This window comes from Chroococcidiopsis thermalis PCC 7203 (genome assembly GCF_000317125.1).
Classification (GTDB): Bacteria; Cyanobacteriota; Cyanobacteriia; order Cyanobacteriales; family Chroococcidiopsidaceae; genus Chroococcidiopsis; species Chroococcidiopsis thermalis.
Genome location: NC_019695.1, coordinates 1932032 through 1950886, shown reverse-complemented (window position 1 = coordinate 1950886; position 18855 = coordinate 1932032). Strand labels below are relative to the sequence as shown.

Annotated in this window: 15 protein-coding genes and 1 pseudogene; 7 read left to right on the top strand and 9 right to left on the bottom strand. The window is 47.3% G+C overall.

Features of this window, described 5'->3' with window-relative positions; all coding sequences use genetic code 11:
* The first annotated feature begins 162 nt into the window (after positions 1-162).
* From CHRO_RS08635 to CHRO_RS08620, 3 genes are all read left to right on the top strand, one after another.
* Entirely contained in the window at positions 163-1611 is a 1449-nt protein-coding gene (locus CHRO_RS08635) for an ATPase domain-containing protein (protein WP_015153819.1), read from the top strand.
* Complete coding sequence (locus CHRO_RS08630) at positions 1604-1975, top strand: response regulator (protein ID WP_015153818.1); 372 nt, start codon at positions 1604-1606, stop codon at positions 1973-1975. The genes CHRO_RS08635 and CHRO_RS08630 overlap by 8 nt, the downstream gene beginning before the upstream one ends.
* Positions 1976-2189: 214 nt before the next feature.
* Positions 2190-3746 (top strand): sensor histidine kinase, encoded by a 1557-nt coding sequence (locus tag CHRO_RS08620; protein ID WP_015153817.1) that lies wholly within the window; start codon positions 2190-2192, stop codon positions 3744-3746.
* Here the strand turns inward: CHRO_RS08620 and CHRO_RS08615 are convergent.
* The 5 genes and pseudogenes from CHRO_RS08615 to CHRO_RS34745 all read right to left on the bottom strand — a co-directional run.
* Positions 3743-4654 (bottom strand): alpha/beta fold hydrolase, encoded by a 912-nt coding sequence (locus CHRO_RS08615; protein WP_015153816.1) that lies wholly within the window; start codon positions 4652-4654, stop codon positions 3743-3745. The two genes, CHRO_RS08620 and CHRO_RS08615, sit on opposite strands and share 4 nt — an antisense overlap.
* A gap of 509 nt (positions 4655-5163) precedes the next feature.
* Positions 5164-6576, bottom strand: a complete 1413-nt coding sequence (locus CHRO_RS08610; protein ID WP_015153815.1) for a cation:proton antiporter — start codon at positions 6574-6576, stop codon at positions 5164-5166.
* A 128-nt stretch (positions 6577-6704) separates the two neighbouring features.
* On the bottom strand, positions 6705-7037 hold the full coding sequence (locus CHRO_RS08605) for a P-II family nitrogen regulator (protein WP_015153814.1): 333 nt from the start codon (positions 7035-7037) through the stop codon (positions 6705-6707).
* Between the two features lie 96 nt (positions 7038-7133).
* Positions 7134-8264, bottom strand: coding sequence for a sodium-dependent bicarbonate transport family permease (locus CHRO_RS08600; protein WP_015153813.1), 1131 nt, complete (start codon positions 8262-8264; stop codon positions 7134-7136).
* A 138-nt stretch (positions 8265-8402) separates the two neighbouring features.
* A pseudogene (locus CHRO_RS34745) lies at positions 8403-8620 on the bottom strand (SulP family inorganic anion transporter); the annotation flags it as partial.
* 493 nt (positions 8621-9113) lie between these two features.
* Between CHRO_RS34745 and CHRO_RS08595 the strand changes: the two are divergent.
* Together CHRO_RS08595 and CHRO_RS08590 are read left to right on the top strand one after the other, a co-directional pair.
* Complete coding sequence (locus CHRO_RS08595) at positions 9114-9509, top strand: nuclear transport factor 2 family protein (RefSeq protein WP_015153811.1); 396 nt, start codon at positions 9114-9116, stop codon at positions 9507-9509.
* Positions 9510-9945: 436 nt separating this feature from the next.
* Positions 9946-11052: a hypothetical protein gene (locus CHRO_RS08590; protein ID WP_015153810.1), complete on the top strand. Its 1107-nt coding sequence runs from the start codon at positions 9946-9948 to the stop codon at positions 11050-11052.
* On the opposite strand, the gene dapF is transcribed toward CHRO_RS08590, so the two are convergent.
* Together dapF and CHRO_RS08580 are read right to left on the bottom strand one after the other, a co-directional pair.
* Positions 11042-11902, bottom strand: coding sequence for a diaminopimelate epimerase (dapF, locus tag CHRO_RS08585; RefSeq protein WP_015153809.1), 861 nt, complete (start codon positions 11900-11902; stop codon positions 11042-11044). The genes CHRO_RS08590 and dapF overlap by 11 nt on opposite strands.
* 228 nt (positions 11903-12130) lie before the next feature.
* Positions 12131-14044 (bottom strand): transketolase C-terminal domain-containing protein, encoded by a 1914-nt coding sequence (locus tag CHRO_RS08580; RefSeq protein ID WP_015153808.1) that lies wholly within the window; start codon positions 14042-14044, stop codon positions 12131-12133.
* Between CHRO_RS08580 and CHRO_RS31870 the strand changes: the two genes are divergently transcribed.
* Together CHRO_RS31870 and CHRO_RS08575 are read left to right on the top strand one after the other, a co-directional pair.
* Positions 14043-14222, top strand: a complete 180-nt coding sequence (locus CHRO_RS31870; RefSeq protein ID WP_127024072.1) for a hypothetical protein — start codon at positions 14043-14045, stop codon at positions 14220-14222. The two genes, CHRO_RS08580 and CHRO_RS31870, sit on opposite strands and share 2 nt — an antisense overlap.
* A gap of 118 nt (positions 14223-14340) precedes the next feature.
* Positions 14341-15108, top strand: a complete 768-nt coding sequence (locus CHRO_RS08575) for a DeoR/GlpR family DNA-binding transcription regulator (RefSeq protein ID WP_015153807.1) — start codon at positions 14341-14343, stop codon at positions 15106-15108.
* A 206-nt stretch (positions 15109-15314) separates the two neighbouring features.
* Here the strand turns inward: CHRO_RS08575 and tkt are convergent, their stop codons facing one another.
* Positions 15315-17345, bottom strand: coding sequence for a transketolase (tkt, locus tag CHRO_RS08570; protein ID WP_015153806.1), 2031 nt, complete (start codon positions 17343-17345; stop codon positions 15315-15317).
* A 181-nt stretch (positions 17346-17526) separates the two neighbouring features.
* Entirely contained in the window at positions 17527-18777 is a 1251-nt protein-coding gene (gene fabF, locus CHRO_RS08565) for a beta-ketoacyl-ACP synthase II (protein ID WP_015153805.1), read from the bottom strand.
* Positions 18778-18855: the final 78 nt, after the last annotated feature.

Below are 18855 nucleotides of genomic sequence, written 5' to 3'. Positions count from 1 at the left end.
CAGTTTTCAAAAAGCCGACGATCTAATATAGATATCTATGAAAAAATCTCATTTAAAAAAAATGACTTTTAAAGTCTAAAGAATTCAATTAAAATTAAAACTGAAAAAAATCGAACCAGAAAATACAGAAAATGGTGGGTACTGATTTGAAGGACTTGAGCAATGAGTGAACGCATGTCCACGGGCATTTCAGGATTAGACGAAGTGCTGCATGGTGGATTAATTCCAGTTCGAGCTTATCTGGTGCGAGGAGGATCGGGCGCGGGCAAGACAACACTTGGACTCAGTTTTTTGGTTGAAGGCGTTGCTAGCGGTGAAAAGCCGCTGTATATAACTTTAGGGGAATCCGCAGAGCAAATTCGCAAAAATGCCGAGCGTATAGGTTTTGATACCCAAGGAATTACCTTCCTCGACCTCAGCCCAACATCAGACTTTTTTAGCCAAGTCCAGACTTACGATATTTTCTCGGCGGCGGAAGTCGAACGAGAACCGATGACGCAACAAATTGTAGAGCAGGTGCGATCGCTGCAACCGCAGCGGGTGTTTTTAGATGCGATGACTCAATTTCGCTATTTATCTAGCAATACATTTCAGTTCCGCAAACAAGTGTTGTCGTTTTTGCGGTTTTTATTAGAGAAAGGCGCAACGGTACTATTTTCTTCTGAAGATGGCGGCTCCGCACCAGATGACGATCTACAGTTTATGAGCGATGGAGCAATCCATCTCCACCAAAACTTGGAGGGACGTAGCATCAGCGTTACGAAATTCCGTGGCTCTGACTTTCGATCTGGTTTACATTTTATGCGCTTGACTGACAGAGGTATGGAAATCTTTCCTCGCCTCCAGCCCGAAGTCCATAAGCGAGAATTTAAGTTAGAGATGATTCCTTCGGGAGTACCAGACTTAGACGAGCTAATGCATGGTGGGATAGAGCGGGGAACAGTAACGTTGTTTACAGGTCCAAGTGGAGTTGGCAAGACAACCATCGGACTCCAATTTATGAAAGAAGCCGCAGGACGGGGGGAGCGATCGGTTGTTTATATGTTTGAGGAACCGATTGATGTCATGCTGCATCGTTGCGAAGCCATCAATATTCCAGTTTATGCCATGATGCAGCGACAAACACTTTCTGTCATCCCGATCGAACCACTCCTCCACAGTCCCGATGAGTTTGCCAATATGGTGCAACAGGAAGTAGAGCAGCAAAAGGCTCGGATTGTGATGATTGACAGCGTTTCTGGTTATCGAATTTCCCTGCGCGGTCGGGACGAGGATTTAGTGACTCACTTGCACGCCCTTTGTAAGTATTTGCAAAATATGGGAGTGACGGTGATTTTAGTGAACGAAACTGAAAGCATTACGGGCAACTTTCGGGCGACAGACATAGGTATCAGCTACATGACAGATAATATTGTTTTTCTGCGTTATTTGGAGATTCAAGGCGAGATCCGCAAAGCAATTGGCGTACTAAAGAAACGGTTGTCTAGTTTTGAAAAAACTCTGCGAGAGCTAGAAATTACTCGTTACGGAATCAAGGTTGGAAAACCTTTGACTCATTTACGCAACATCCTTAGCGGTACTCCCGAATGGATTGATAAAAACGGTGAGTGATGAAAAGCCAATTATACTGAGTGTAGATCGCAATCGTCGTAATTCAGAATTGTTAGCTCAGTTTTTAGCGAAACAGGGATATCAAGTTCTTAGCGCGGCAAGTCAGGCAGAAATCAAGTCCGTGTTAGAAAATACGAATAAGATCGAGTTAGTGTTATTAGATATTTCTGGGTTCGATCGCCAAATTTTGTCTTTATGCCAACGGTTACAAGAAAAAGCTATTCCCTTCGTCGCGATCGCAGCACCTCATCAAGCTGGAATGCAGCAGGCGTGTCTGGCTCGCGGCGCACTCGGCTTGCTAGTTAAACCATTGACTGCTCAAAACCTATTACAGTTAATTCGCAATCTGCTACAGCGAGCGTGATGATTTTACGATTAACTATTAACCCCATGTGCCACTTTTTCATCGCCCCCGAATTCGCGGGGGTTGGGGGATTGAAAAACTGCGCCACTCATCCAAAGATCCCCCCTAGCCCACGCCACTTTGCTCAAGTCGGGAAACCCGCCCACGCAAGTGGCTCCCCTTAAAAAGGGGGGAACAAGAGGAAGTTGCACCGAAGCGTCATTAACTATTAATTATGGGTCGAATTCTACTGCTGCTCGAACATCAAGAAAATCGTCGTCTGTTATCGGAGTGGCTAGCACCTCGTTATTCGGTCATTCTACCGGAAGTGGCAGCACAGGTAACGGAGCCAGCAGATTTAGATTCGCAACCCTTTGACCTATGTATCCTCGATGCTAGAGCATTAGACCATTTTTGGGAATGGGTGCAAGCGACAAGAGCTGCTGAAAAGCCAGTAATTTTACCCTTTTTACTCATAACTACGCGTCAGGATGTAGGATACGCGACTCGGCATTTATGGCAAAGTATCGACGACTTAATTACCAAACCGATTGAAAAAATAGAGTTACAGGCACGGGTAGAAATTTTACTGCGATCGCGCCAATTTTCACTTCAACTTCAGACCACAAATCAGCAACTTCAGCAACAAATAGTCGCCCGTCAGCAAGCCGAGGCGGGAGAAGAACGAGCGATCGCCGCCCAGCACCAAAGTGAAATCCAGTTTCAGCGCTTAATTAACTCTAATTTAATTGGGGCGATCGCTGCCGATATAGAGGGGAACATTACAGATGCCAATGATGCCTTTTTAAGAATGGTCGGTTATACCCGCGAAGACTTAAAGCAGGGAAAGATCCGTTGGAATGATATGACTCCACCAGAGTATCGCGATCGCGATCGCGATTCGATCGAGGAGTTAAGAAATACGGGTGTTTGTAATGCTTTTGAGAAAGAGTATATTCGAGCTGATGGCAGTCGGGTGCCGGTGCTAATTGGAGTTACTGTGGTAGAACGCTCTCCCCGTTTAAATTGTGTTGCTTTTGTCCTCGACATTACCCAACGCAAGCAAGCAGAAGCAGAAATGCGTAATGCTTTAGAAAAAGAACGCGAATTGAACGAATTGAAATCTCGGTTTGTTTCAATGGTTTCTCATGAGTTTCGCAACCCACTGAATTTGATTTCTGGTACAGCTCAACTGTTGGTTCGCAGCAATAACAAACTATCCGAGCCGAAAAAACAAGAATTGCTCCAACGTCAGCAAGCCGCAGTCAATCGGTTGATCGAACTGTTGGATGATGTACTTACGCTCGGTCGCGCCGAGGTTGGCAAATTAGAGTTTAATCCAATTGAGCTAGAATTAGAAGCATTTTGCCGTCAGTTGGTAGCAGAAATGCAGCTGACAGCTAAAGAAGCACACGCGATCGCACTTGTATCTCCAGGCAAACGTTTCACCGCCAAAGTGGATAAAAAGCTTTTACAGCAGATATTGACCAATTTACTCTCAAATGCAATTAAATATTCACCCCAAGGTGGTGATATCACGCTTGAACTTACTTGTCAAAAAAACGAGGCGATTTTCCGTGTCAAAGACGAAGGGATTGGAATTCCTCCCAAGGATCTACAAAGGCTGTTTGAATCGTTTCATCGCGCTAGTAATGTCGGTGGTATTCCTGGGACTGGATTGGGGCTAGCAGTCGTCAAGCAAGCGGTAGAATTGCATCAAGGCGCGATCGCGGTTGAGAGTGAAGAGGAAGTTGGTACTACATTTACAGTTACGCTACCGATGGATCGCTAGAGTAGAAAAGGCAAAACGATCTCTGCTAGTTCGGCGGCATACTCTTCATACAAACCCAGCGAACCTGGTAGTGTCTTTGTCTGGACTCCTGGTAAAGTTGCCAAAGCTTCCATTTCTGCCCGCGACTTGGGTGGAGACTGTTCCCCAATAACGACTAACACGGGTATAGATCCTTGAAACCAATTGAGAAAATCTTCTCGTTGTTGCACCGGATCTAAATTCCCAGTCACGAAAGCAGCTGGAGCAAATCGCGCCCCTGGTTGCTGGGTAATTTCCCATTTTTGTTGAATGAAATCGTCTGTCAGCTTTGTCTTGTCTGCATAGACGTGACTGCCGTACATGTAGCGCAAAAAGCCAGGTGTGGTATTCATCTTATACAAAGCCTGACCGAGAACAGGCGATCGCACGGCTTGCCTCACCGTACCAGCGACTTGCTTATTGACACCCATTACTGTTAAAGGACCCCGCCAAGTAGGTGCGACGAGGACAATTTTTGAAAAAGCTTGTGGTTGACTGGCTGCCAGTTGCATTGCATAACCAGCAGCATGACCAGCAGCGATAACGATAATCGGAGTTTGAAACGTGCTATTAACAAAGTCTTTTAACAACTGCTGATATAACTCAGGGCGATAGTCGAGTGGAAGGCGAGACGATACGCCAAAGCCAATCCAATCGATCGCTACAGCTTGAAAATGCGGAGATAATAACTTTGCCAGTTGCGCCATTTCTCCTCTAGTAGAAACGGTGCTAAAGGCAGGTAAGAGTAGAACAGGCGTTCCTTGTCCCAGAGTTTCGTAGACCAACTTGAGGGATTGTCCTTGCCAAGACCAGGGAAATTCGCGCACTTCCCCACCCATAACGCTAGCTGGTTGAGTAGAGGATAGATCGGTCGATTGGGTAACAGTCATAAGACAGAATACTAAAAATGATTCTCAACACCTCTATTGTATCGGGAGTCGTAGGGGCGGGTTTTTACAGGAGATTTATGAAACAACCCAGAATTCTGTGGATAAACCCGCCCTTATAGGAGTCGGGAATGAGAGGCGATCGCATTTTTACATTTCAGCAAATTTTGAACGCCAGAACTTGTAGAAGCGGGTTCACTTAAAACACTATTTATACAGAAAAATTCCGTTTAAGATTCGCGATCGGATGTTGTTGTAGCTGGTATTAAATGTTACTGGCTGGGAACACTAAATCCATCACCAGCCACAACAACGATTGAGTATTGGTGAGGACGTAACCGACAGATAGGCTGTCGGTGTCTAGAGTCAAATGAACACGAGGTCATCGGCATTTACTCAGCTACCGTTGATTGGTGTAACTTGGTGCTAGAAACTCTGCAATTTCTCGATCGTTTACCCAACCTCGCACCACAATCATCTATTGAGTAAACAGCCGTAATCTCGTAAAACCGTTACTCACTTGCTGTTTCTACAGCCGTGGTAGATTCTGGGATGGGATTCGTGGATGAACCAAAAGCAACCCGTAAAAAAGGTGGAGCCAGAAAAGTTGTCAAAATTACCATGATAATAATCGACACCTCCAACGGCTTATCCAAAATGCCGCTAGCTGAGCCGATGCCAGCAAACACTAGACCCACCTCACCTCGAGGGATCATCCCAACCCCGATCGCGAAGCGATTGATTCCGGGTAGTCCAAACACTGCCCAGCCCGTCACCAGTTTGCCAACGATCGCCACCCCTACCAAAAAGACAGCAATCAATAGTCCTGCTCGATTCTCCGGTACTGCCGGGTTCAAAACACCGAGGTCGGCACGCGCTCCCACCGTCACAAAGAAGATTGGTACTAGTAAATCGGCGATTGGTTTGATTAATTCATCTAACTCGTTCCGGGCATCGGTTTCATCGAGCACTAAACCCGCTGCAAAGGCACCCAAAATCGCTTCGAGATGAATGGCGTTACCTAAAAATGCCATAAAGAAAGCGAAGATGAATGCCGGAATAACAATATTTCCACGGGTTTTGAGCCGATCTACGATCGCCACAAAACTTTTGTTAAAGACACCCCCCAACAAAATTGCTCCAATCAAGAATGCTGTAGCACTGACAATCAAGTAAATGACATTGGCGACATCAATCTCACCGGTTTTGGCTAAGCTGGCGACTACAGCCAAGACAATAATGCCAAGGACATCATCAATCACCGCCGCGCCAACAATGATTTGCCCTTCTTTGGATTTGAGTTGACCTAACTCTGCCAACACTTTAGAGGTAATGCCGATACTCGTTGCCGTTAACGCAGCTCCCGCAAAAATCGCTGGAATTGCGGCTACATGAAAGAGCATCATTAACCCTGCCGTACCCGCCGTAAAAGGTGCTGCGACTCCGACACAGGCGACAACCGTGGCTTGAATGCCCACTTCCTTCAGTTGCCGCAGATCGGATTCCAGTCCAATTTCAAACAGCAGAATAATCACGCCGATTTCAGCTAGAACCGAAATCACTTCACTTTGCGATTCAAAGATTCGGGTCAGCGCATCCGGTGCCAATTGATTTAACCCTTGCAACGCCGTCATAATTACCGAGTCAGAGGCAGACAGCCCTCCTTCGGGAAAAATCACCAGGTGCAACGCTGAAACGCCGACAATCACACCAGCGACCAGTTCCCCCAGGACGGGTGGAAAATCCAATCGCCTTGCGACCTCTGCGCCAAACTTGCTGGCTAGATAAATTACTACCAGCGTCAGCAATACGCCAGACAGAATAATAGGTGAATCCTCAGCAACAACGGTCGCCAGGAATGGTAGCGGAGTCATGAGAGCGGCTATCCCCCCACTGAAAGGAGGCAGAATGTTGGACAAAATCATGAGTTTAAAGCAATGAAGGTTAAGGGTTTGAGGGAGTCATAAAACTGCGGGGGGTACTAAAGTTTGAAGTAACGGCTACCAAAAAGCCGGGGTCATGACCCGGCTTTTTGTGTCTAAGTCGTCTCGATTCAACAGCCGTCTGGTCCACAGAAACTGTGCCCGTACAGGACCTCCGCGTCACAGATGTAGATAATGCCCGCATAATCGAGGAAAAACTTCACTCCGACCTGATCCGCAATATTCTCAGCCATATCCCGATCTGGGGTAAGTATCTCGAACTTTATATTCGCCGTGGTGTCAGAAACGCTGGGTTGACCTGACGATCGCACGTTGCGACTGCCTTTACCGCCAGTCTCCACCACCGTATAACCAGTCGCCCCGGATTCATCGATAATATTGGCGATCTTTTTCAGCAAAATCTTTTCTGTGACGATGACAAGCTTTTTCGCTGGCTTAGCCATGTTAGTTACCTTCTTACCTCTGTATCTCGATCTTATATGTTGATCTACTTGGTCTGCCGAGACAAGGGAGCGCCGACAGACTGCGCCCGACTGGGACTAGCCGCCGCCGATTGCCTGGGCAAGCCCGAGGAAAAACGGTATACACAAGCCGATCGCAACGGGCGTACCGATGGCTGTGGAGGCACCGATGTAGGCGGAGGGATTAGCGGACGGGATACCAGCTCGCAACGTGGGCGGGCCTGAGATGTCTGAACTGGAGGCGGCGATGACGGCTAGAATCACGACACCGCCAAGGCTGAATCCTGTGGCGTAGTGGGCAATCAGACCGAGACCGAAGGCGATTAGCCCATGCACAAACGGTGCCACCAGGCTATACACGACATACCACTGGGCAACCTTGCGTAGTTCGCCAATCCTTGACCAAGCCTCCATACCCATAACCAGCATCAAGACCGAAAGCAAGCCGCGGAAGAGGGGGTCGTAAAAGCTTTCATAGACACTTTCCGGTCGGGTGAGGATGCCAAGAGCAATGCCGAGCAACATTGCCGATAGGGCAGGTCCCTGGAGGCTTTCCTGTACGATCGGCCAGATCTTGACTCGATTATCCGCAGAATCCTTCTGCTTGCGATACTCTTGTCGGTTGCCGGGATAATCTTGCCGATCGGGATAATCGCCTGCCGCAACGGGCTGCTTGCTGAAAGATTCCTGCTTGCTGAGATACTCGTCTGCTGTCCTACGCTTCTTCCGGTTGAGATAAATGTTGGCAACCACAATTGCAGCGACGAGTGCTGGGATATCCATGAAGGGATAGAGTGCGGCAGCCCATGCCTCATAAGACATTTTTTGTTCTTCCAGGAGCGTTAGGGAGGCAGCCATCGTAGAGCCACTCACGGCACCAAACAACCCTCCAGTCGCGATCGCATCCACGGTTTTGACCTTTGGCAGCTTGGCCAATGTATAGCGCGCGATGAATACAATGAGAATCCCGACTGCTACCGAAAACGCTGCGGGTAAAATCATTTCCGTCAGGTTGGAATTGCGGATCGCAATACCACCGGTCAGACCGATTTTGGTGAGCAGCATGAAGACGATGATCTTAACAATCGACTCTGGAATTTGCAGTTGGCTGCCGAGAGCGGCAATGACCATACCACCAATTAAAAAGCCGAGTGTTGGGGACTGCAACTGCTTAACGAAGTCCATGAAAAACAAGGACAAAAAATCCACGAGTACCTCCTTATACCTCCTCTGACGAGAAGTATTGCAATGAATGAACTAAATGAACTTTAGCGAGTTAAAGAGAGTAAGAGTGAGGCGCTTCACCCCTACAGCACAGGTGTTGCACGAGAACCTGTAGACAGGGCTTACGGCTATTGACCCGGTCGGTTCAGACGACGTTGGGGTACCGCCAAACAGGGCGGCAAAAAAGCCGCCACAAACTGCCCCATAGAGTCCACCGCGGAGACCCACCCCAAAGGCAACGCCGAATGCACAGCCGGGGGTAATGAGACAACGGCAGCCGTGACACCGCCGAAGATATCGCCCCGGAGGTTATTAAACTGGATGAGATTGGTGATTGCCATAATTGAGGTAAACGAACGGTAGATCGAACTAACTAGAAGCGACCCATTTCATAGCAAGGATCGGCTATAGATAAAAATCGGCTGGAGAATGGAACTTGGCATCTGCGATCGCGCTTAAAGAAGTCTCAACAGCAGACTGCCGAGAATGATTGTCAAACGACTTCAAGTTCTGAAAAACTAAATCGCAATAGTTAAATCATTTGTATATTTTTAACTGTACGCCACTCTGAGTAAGCTTACTTATTAATCAATCAAAAAAAAATCTTTTGTTTGCATAGAAATTTATCTATGGTTTTTAGATCGCTAGCACCGCGAAGCCAGCGGTCGGGGACAGCAGCCCAACAAGTCGTTGCAGCGGCGGAATAAAGGTTATTGTCAGAAATCATAAGTCACTAGCCGCCGCTGATTTGAGCCGTTGTGTCGCTTTCTTGTTTTGACAAAGTTCGTGTCGCTTTCTTGTTTTGACAAAGTTCGTGATGTATATTCAAGAACTATGAGTTCAAATCAACAACAATTTCTACAAAATCTTTACAATGCTTTCAACAAGCGCGAAATTGAAACAATCATTTCGTTTATGCAACCGGACGTAAAATGGGCGAACGGAATGGAAGGCGGTTTCGTTTACGGGCGCGACGCAGTGCGCGAGTATTGGACGAATCAATTCAAGATTATTCAACCGCAACTCGAACCATTAAATTACGAAACGGATGATAACAATAGAGATGTCGTAACAGTTCATCAAATCATTAGAGATTTGCAAGGCAATTTGCTCGCGGATATGACTGTTCGGCAAATCTTCACAATCGAGAACAATTTGATAAGTCTTTATGAACTCGGCGAGAGCGAAACAATACAAGCGACAATTCAGAAGGCTGGAACATCCAATTAGCGACGAAATCTTGAGCTGTTAGTTGTTCTGACAATCGCACTTCATAAGATATTTGCTTTTGAAAATAACGGTGCGGCACAACAAATCAATGGACGTGAGGGCGAAACAGCGACTTTGTTATTTACGTCTTTCATAAAATTTTGCGTTGACATTGGCGGTTTCGCCATACATCATCTCAACCGTTAGACCGCGCCAACCACTGTGAGAGTATGGGTTTTGAGCGAACTTGAGCGATCGCTATGACAAAAAAGTGAATTCTGTATAGTAAAGCAGATCGGCAAGTTAATCGATAGTTAACGCAATCTAAACTCTCCACGATTTGGCAGGGCGATCGCTTACAATTGCTGTGTCAATCGGCACATCATCAATCGCATTTCAAACTCAGCTTAGTCTATTGATTTTGTCTCCTCAATTTAGTTCTAGAGGAACTAAAACTATGAAAAGACTACTTGCCCTGCTGCTGTCTAGTTCGGTACTCGCTTCAGTGCCGCTAGCAATCTCACCTCGCGTCCTAGCTCAATTTTCCACCTCCGCTCAAACGACTCTTGAAGCCGTCCATCCTAACGGCACGAGCTTACAGCTGGCAGACGTAAAATTTACCAAAACCAACATCTCGCTGAATCTTACTGCGGTCAATCGTAGCTCCCGTAAAATTCAACTCAATAGCACTAAAGGGATGGTTTTAATCGATAATTTGGGCAATCGATACTTTATGGAACCCCCAGAAACAAATCGATATTTAGCGATGAATCCTGGTAAAACCTCGCAAGGTTGGCTGACCTTTCGGGGTGGACTTGCACCTCAAGCAACCTCCCTCATGTTAGTCACGAATAGTCGCAGGGGGTTAAAGACCGATCCGACAACTCAGTATCCGCTCCTGACCCTGCAAATTCCCATCAAACAGACCGTTACTCGTGGGCAAACTGCGCCATCTCAACCGAGACGTTCTGCAAATGCTGGATGGGTGACTCCGCCGTCCTACACCATTCACGGACGCAAAATTCAGCCTCCTACGGGTAATTTTGACATTCGATTACGAAATGGGGCGCGGCTGCACGTCAGGTCGCCCAACGTTAGCTCCTCTAACACCCATTCAATTCGGACGAATCGAATTAGCACTGCGTCAGCAACTGCTCCGGTGAGAACCGAACGGGCGGCTCTGTCCTACTCGGAGCAGGGCTTAAAAGTTCAACATCCCAATGGAACAGTATTACAAGTGATGGGAGTTCGCTTTGCAGCCGATCGCATCATTGTGAATGTAGCTGTCGTCAATCGATCGCCTAAAACAATTAAACTCAACACGAATCCTCAAAATTTGATTCTGATTGACAATTTGGGCAATCAATACGATGTTATTCCCGCGATCGACAATCCCAGAGTAGAAGTGGCTTCCTACAGTACATTTAACGGTGACTTGACCTTCGCCACTCGCTTAGATTCAAACGCGACTTCACTCACCCTGATTACAAATCAAGAATTTCATGGTCTACAAAGAGATACAACTTCACCTCGATTTGTCGTCGCGTTGCCACTCAATCGATGAGAAGATTCAGGCAGCTCAAAAAATCCTTCGCAAATTCACCCTGAGCCACAGCCGACACACCACCAGTCATAAAAACGCGATCGCCTACTATCTCAATATCAATTTCTCCTCCTGGCATGTGTACTTTAACCCGATCGTCAACCAAACCTAATTTATAAGCAGCACTCGCAGCCGCACAGCTACTACTACCAGAAGCCAAAGTATAACCAGCGCCTCGTTCCCAAATTTCTATTTGAATATTTTGGCGATCGAGTACTTGCAAAAACTGCACGTTTATGCGTTTAGGAAATAGCGGATGATTTTCAATTTTTGCCCCTAAAGATACAGCAAGCTCCTGAGAAACTTCCGATCCTGGGATAACGCAGTGAGGATTACCAATAGATAAACAAGTGGCTTTCAAAGTTAAATCGTTTACAGGTAAATCGATCGCAACTGTTTGGCGAGGCGAACCAGTCACCGGAATCAATTCACTTTCAAAAGTAACAGTTCCCATATCCACTTTAAACAGCGTTGCTTCTGGGTTTAAAACTTCGACAGCAACCTCACCGCCTAAAGTTGTTAATTGAAATGTTTTTGTCTTGATGTATCCAGCATCAACTAAATATCTCGAAAAAATCCGAATTCCATTACCACTTTTTTCAGCTTCACTACCATCAGGGTTAAAAATTCTCAGTTCTATCTTATCCCCTGTAAAAATAGGTCCATATAATATCCCATCTGAACCAATACCAAAATTGCGATCGCAAATTAATTGAATTGCTTTTTCACTTAAGTTAAAGTTAACTATATTTGGGTCGATAACAATATAATCGTTTCCCAAAGCATGGTATTTATAGAAATCAGTTGTCATACTAGCAAGTCAAAAGTTAAAAGTTAAAATATTTGATTCTATCGGTATTTCTGTGGTAGATACTATTTTTTATTGGTTTTGCGATCGCATCAAAAACTCATGATTGAATTGATTTGGATCGGATCGATGCTTGATGACTACGGCGGAGAAGATCCCCCCAACCCCCCTTAAAAAGGGGGGCTAAGAGCGTGAGGGGGCTAAGAGCGATTGATTAGTGCAAGGATAAGATTATTTCGCCAATTCCTTGACTTTATTCATAATTCCTGCTGGGTCAATTCCCTGATGTGGGTATTGTTCCCACAAACCGCCACAACCTTCATGATAAGTACCGAGGTGAGCGTATTTAGGAGTATAGCCGCGCTCTAATAACCAAGAACCGAAACGACTACCCAAGCCAGTGCGACGGTTAAAGGCTTCCGCAACCACTACAAAGGAAGTTTTGCCGATTTTTGCCATCGTCTCCTCATCGACAACATTCAGCGTGGCTTTATTAATTAAACCCACATCTATTCCTTCCTGCTTCAGACGCTCTACAGCATCGAGGGAGCGGTACAAGGCATCACCAAAGCTGACGATGTAACCCGCAGTTCCTTCCCGCACGACTTCATCTTTACCAGGGACGAATTTGTAGTTGCTGCCAAATAAGTCGTTACCGTTACCGTCGAGAATGTTTGGTACTTTGGAACGTGTAGAGAAGATGAAACGCAAACCAGGATCGCTAAATACAGCATTCACGCAAGCTTTCATCTGATTGGCATCGGCGGGGAAATACAGCCGTGTTTCGTGACCGTCATCCAAGCCATTATCGGCAAACATATTGTTGATGCCAAAATGACAAGTATTATCTGCCATGTCATCAACACCCGCATGGGAAAAATGGCACAGAACGTTGGAATAATTCAGCCGCGCCATCGTAATTTCAGAAATGCACATTTCTAGGAAGGCGCTGAATGTGGCAAAAACTCCTTGCTTGCCTTTTTCCATGCCAAATCCAGCCGCAGCCGAAAAGTTACCGCGCTCCATAATCCCAGAAGGAATGAAGATTTCGGGGTAAGCATCGTGAATCTTCTTCAGACCGCAGGAACCTTCTAGGTCGCTATCAATGACCATGACTTTTTCCTTGCGTTCCGTCTCGCTCATCCGACCGAGAACTTCTACCATTGCTTCGCCAAATACGTTGCGGTTAGCGCCTAATTTGTCTCCAGAACCGAGGAAAGTGTAACTATCTTTGGGTTTTTGGATGCTCTTGATATGTTCGACAGCCGCCGCTTGTCCGCGAGATTCGAGATATTTCAGCGCCAAGTCTACCGAAATCACGTCATGACCGTGGGTAGAGCCTTCTAAGCCTTCAATTCCGGGACACATGGGACGCTTGTTAATCACCGCGATCGCACCTGGTGTAGTTACAGCTTCGCACAGACGACGGTACAAATCATCAATATCTTCACCATCTCCCTCAAGTACTTTCAACCCATGACCTTGTAGGGTTTTGGCAACGCTAAAACCAGGCAAATATTTAGAAGGATGTCCGGCGATTGTTACATCATTATCGTCGATAATTAGCTTCACGTTGAGGTGTTGGGCGATCGCTAACCGTGCTGCTTCCGCGTCATTGCCTTCTTGCTGCGAACCGTCCGAACCCAAGCAAAATACTGCTTTGCCAGGATTTGCCATTGCCACACCGTTAACATAGGGCCACATATGTCCCAGCCGTCCCGAACTAAACTGCACGCCAGGAGTTAATCCTAGTTCGGGGTGTCCTGGTAGTTTAGAATTTGCTTCGCGATATTTCAGCAGTTGTTCGGCTGGTAATTCACCGCGTAAAGCTGCCATTAAATATTGAGTGCCGACTCGGTGTCCCGCTTCATCAAAGAAAATTGGCACGAATTTATCCGGCGCTCCCCGAAAGAAGGCATCGAGAATCATGACTTCTGGTACGGTGTCGTAGGGTCCACCTGTATGTCCGCCAACTCCTTTCGCAGCTCCAGTTGCCGTAAATAAAACGATCGCATCGCGACAAAGTTGAATATTTGCTTTTAAAGTTTCTCGCTGTTCGTTTGTGAGGACGGGGTTGCTTGGATCGAGTTTCAGAGGTTTGTATGCACCGAGATCGATAGGGAATTTAGTAGCGGTGATAGTCATGGCTAATATTTTAGTGAGGAACTATTACGGACGGGTCAATCGCACGAGAAGGTTGTCAGCAGGATTGCAATTCGATCGCTACAAACAGCAAAGCAGTCTGTGGGGATCGAGTCAATCGCTCGTGGCTACAAAAGCGCTGTCAAGCACGATACACTCAAACGTGCATAAGTATGCTTGAATTATGCTTGAATTCAGTTATAAGCACTGACTAACATGCAAAAACCTGCATGTTTATGAGTTTATACTTATAAGGGTGCAATTTCAAGATCGAAAACGCAATTTCAGGCAGAGCGACTATGCTAACCGCAGAGAGACGGCAATACATCTTAGATATTCTGCGCCGCGATAAAAAGGTGCTGTCATCGGAACTCAGTACGGCGTTGAATGTTTCTGAGGATACGATTCGTCGAGATTTGCGGGAATTGGCAGAGTCGGGTTTGTTGCAACGGGTACATGGTGGGGCGCTTTTGGCTTCACCCGCGATCGCGAGTTACGCCGATCGCCAAAAACAAGCACCGAAAGAAAAAGAGGCGATCGCCCGTGCTGCGGCAAAATTAGTTTGTGCGGGGCAGGTGGTAATTTTGGATGGGGGTACGACGACGCTTCAGGTAGCTTGTCATTTACCGCTAGATTTACAAGCAACTGTCGTCACGAATAGCCCGCCAATCGCTGTTGCGTTGGCAGATCATCCCTATATTGAAGTCGTGATGTTGGGCGGACAGCTTTATAAAAAAGCCATAGTTAATGTTGGTGCGGCTACTGTTGAGGCGTTACGGATGATTCGTGCCGATTTGTGCATGTTGGGGGTGTGTAGTTTGCATCCAGAAATTGGAATTAGCGTGACGAATTTAAATGAGGCGTACGTCAAACGAGCGATGATTGCAAGGGCGGCGGAGGTGGTAGGATTGGCGACAGCTGCGAAATTAGATACGGCTGCATCCTATGTAGTTGAATCAATTCACGCTTTGACTTATCTGGTGACTGCGCCGACTGTATCGGATCGGGTGTTGGCTGCTTATAAAGAGTTGGGGTTGGCGATCGTGCGTGAGGAGGCTGGGGACTGATTTTTGTCGCGCAAAGACGCACCAGCCGCAGGCGAAGCGAAGCGTTAGGCGCGAAGAAGATCGCTCAAGAGATCTTTGGTGGCGATCGCCATTTCTTCTACGTGCGTTCATCTGCGTTTAATTGCAGAAAAAAGGGGTTTTCGCGAAAACCCCAGACCATAAGTAAACAGTAGGGGCGCACAGACGTGCGCCCTTCTAATAGGTATTTAGCCCAACAAAGATTTAGCTTTTGCCAATACGTTATCGACGGTGAAGCCAAATTTTTCCATGCAAACATTGCCAGGAGCCGAAGAACCGTATTGGTCGATGCCGATCGCAATTCCTTCGGAACCAACATAACGACACCAGCCAAAAGTCACGGCTGCTTCTACGGAAACCCGCTTTTTCACGGCTTTGGGTAGCACGGATTCTTTGTATTCTGGAGTCTGTTCTTCAAAAATTTCCCAGCAAGGCATGGAAACGACCCGCACTTTTTTGCCTTCACCGCGCAATTGCTCGGCTGCTTTGACGCAAAGTTGAGTTTCGCTACCCGTGCCGATTAAGATGATGTCGGGTGTACCTTCGCTGTCGGATATGATGTAAGCGCCTTTGGTTACGCCTTCAATCGAGCTACCAGCGAGGTTGGGTAAGGCTTGGCGAGTTAAGGCGAGTACGGAAGGACGTACTTTGTTGCCCGATCGCTTGCCTTTAGCTGCTTCGATCGCGACTTTGTAAGCTCCCGAAGTTTCGTTACCGTCAGCCGGACGAAGCACGTACAGATCGGGGATGACTCGCAAAGCTGCCATGTGTTCCACTGGTTGGTGGGTGGGACCATCTTCACCTAGCGCGATCGAGTCGTGAGTCATGACGTAGATTACGCCTGCTTCCGACAGTGCCGAAAGCCGAATCGCCGCCCGCATGTAGTCTGTGAAAACTAGGAATGTAGCGCAGTAGGGAATTAGCCCCGATCCATCTAGGGCAAGACCGTTACAAATAGAACCCATACCGTGTTCGCGCACGCCAAAGCGGATGTAGCGATTTTGGTATTGTCCTTTTTGGAAGTCGCCCGAATTCTTGAGTAGGGTATTGTTAGAAGGAGCCAGGTCAGCAGAACCACCAATCAATTCTGGCAGCACTTCCGCGATCGCATTCAAGCAATTACCGGAGTGAACGCGGGTAGCGATCGCTTTATCTTCTGGCTTGTAGGTGGGCAGAACTGAATCCCAGTTTGGGGGCAGTTCGGCTTCGTGCATCCGTTCTAGGGTGCGAGCTTCGTCAGCATATTGCTGTTTGTAGCGCTCGAACATTTGGTTCCACTCTTGTTCGAGTTTTGCACCGCGATCGATCGCTTTACGCCAGTGGTTGAGTGCATCTTCTGGTACTTCAAACGGCGGGTGATTCCAACCTAAATGTTCGCGGGTGGCTTTAACTTCATCTTCGCCTAAAGCTTCGCCGTGAGCGTGGCGAGTATCGGCTTTCTTGGGCGATCCGTAACCAATGGTTGTCCGCACTTTAATCAGAGAAGGCTTATCAGTGACGGCTTTTGCTGCTTCTATGGCTTTTTGAATGCCATCTAGATCTGTGTTACCGTCTTCTACTACCTGGACGTGCCAATTATAAGCCTCAAACCGTTTACCAACATCTTCTGTAAACGCTAGGTCGGTGGAACCGTCAATCGAAATGTGGTTGTCGTCATATAGAGCAATTAGCTTACCCAGTCCCAAGTGTCCGGCTAAAGAACAAGCTTCGCCAGAAACACCTTCCATGTTGCAACCGTCGCCTAAGATGACGTAGGTGTAGTGGTCGATGATGGGGAAATCGGGTTTGTTGAATGTGGCTGCTAGGTGAGCCTCAGCCATCGCAATTCCCACACCATTCGCGATTCCCTGTCCCAATGGACCAGTGGTAATTTCTACCCCTGGATTCATAAAGTTTTCTGGATGACCTGGGGTTTTTGATTCCCATTGACGGAACTGCTTGAGGTCATCTAAAGTTAAATCTTCATATCCAGTTAAATAGAGCAGGGCATACAGCAACATACTGCCATGTCCCGCCGACAGCAAAAAGCGATCGCGATTCAACCAAGCCGGATTTTTAGGATTAAACCGCATGAAGCGATCCCAAAGCACGAATGCCATCGGAGCAGCACCCATCGGCAGCCCAGGATGACCCGACTTTGCCTTTTCTACGGCATCAATTGCCAGAAAGCGGATTGAGTTAATACAAAGTTCTTCAAGGGATTGGGTTGCAACAGCCATAATTTCTAGTTTGTTAACGACAGTTCAGCTCGCAGTTGCGGCTCAATACATAAGATGCTAAATGCTTGGCATCGCCCTCGGCACGCATAAGCGATCGTCCCATACTTCGAGATCGCCATGCAAGCCTTTTTTTGAGGGAGCAGTGTAGAGACGTTGCATGTAACGTCTCTACACTGCTCCCTTAGACATATTTTTTAAATGCCAGGGTAACGTTGTGTCCGCCGAAGCCGAAGGAGTTGGATAGGGCAACGTTGACGGTGTGGGCGCGACTTTGATTTGGGATGTAATCTAAATCGCATTCTGGATCGGGGTTTTCCAAATTGATTGTAGGCGGAACCCGATCGTGGGCGATCGCCATGACTGTCGCAACTGCTTCAATTCCTCCCGAACCGCCGAGTAAATGACCCGTCATTGACTTGGTGGAACTGATGGCAACTTGATAAGCTGCTTCACCCAAAGCTGTTTTAATTGCCGCTGTTTCGCTCGGATCGTTGACTGGGGTACTCGTACCGTGAGCGTTGATGTAGTTTACTTGCTCTGGCTTAATTCCACCATCTTTGAGACACAGAGCGATCGCCCTGGCTGCGCCTTCTCCTTGAGGGGCAATTCCCGTCATGTGGTAAGCGTCGCAAGTCATGCCATAGCCGACAATTTCCGCATAAATTTTGGCTTTCCGACTCAGGGCGTGTCCTAATTCTTCCAGCAATAAAATTCCCGACCCTTCTCCCATCACAAAACCATCGCGATCGCGATCGAACGGACGACTGGCGTGGGTTGGATCGTCGTTGCGGAAAGATAGCGCCCGCATCGAGGCAAATCCCGCTACCGATAGGGGTGTAACAGCGGCTTCCGTACCACCACAAATCATCGCTTGGGCGTATCCGTGCTGGATCAGTCGAAATGCCTCGCCAATTGCGTTAGAACCCGCAGCACAAGCTGTTACAGGACAGGAGTTCGGTCCTTTTGCACCGACGTGAATTGCCGTTAACCCCGCCGCCATATTCGCGATCATCATGGGAACCATGAAAGGGCTACAGCGATCGGGTCCGCGATTGAGATAAATGGTTTGCTGTTCTTCTAAAACTTTAATCCCACCAATCCCCGTACCGAGCATGACACCGACTTGTTCGGCATTTAACTCGTTAATCGTAAACTGGGCATCGGCGATCGCCTGTAAACTTGCAGCAACGCCAAATTGTGCAAAACGATCCATTCGTTTCGCATCTTTGCCATCCATGTATTGCTGCGGGTCGAAACCTTTCACCTCTCCGGCAATCCGGCATCTATGCTGTGATGGATCGAATAATGTAATCGAACCAATACCATTGCGACCGCTTTGCAATCCTTCCCAGAATTCAACTGGATTATTGCCAATTGGCGTAATCGCGCCAACACCAGTCACCACAACCCGTTTTTTTTCCAAATCTGTCATAGCTCAATTCTCAGCCAGCTTCTTCACCCGTGAACTATTTGTCATATCCTTCGGGAAGGGCTATTCTTCGAGAAGCCC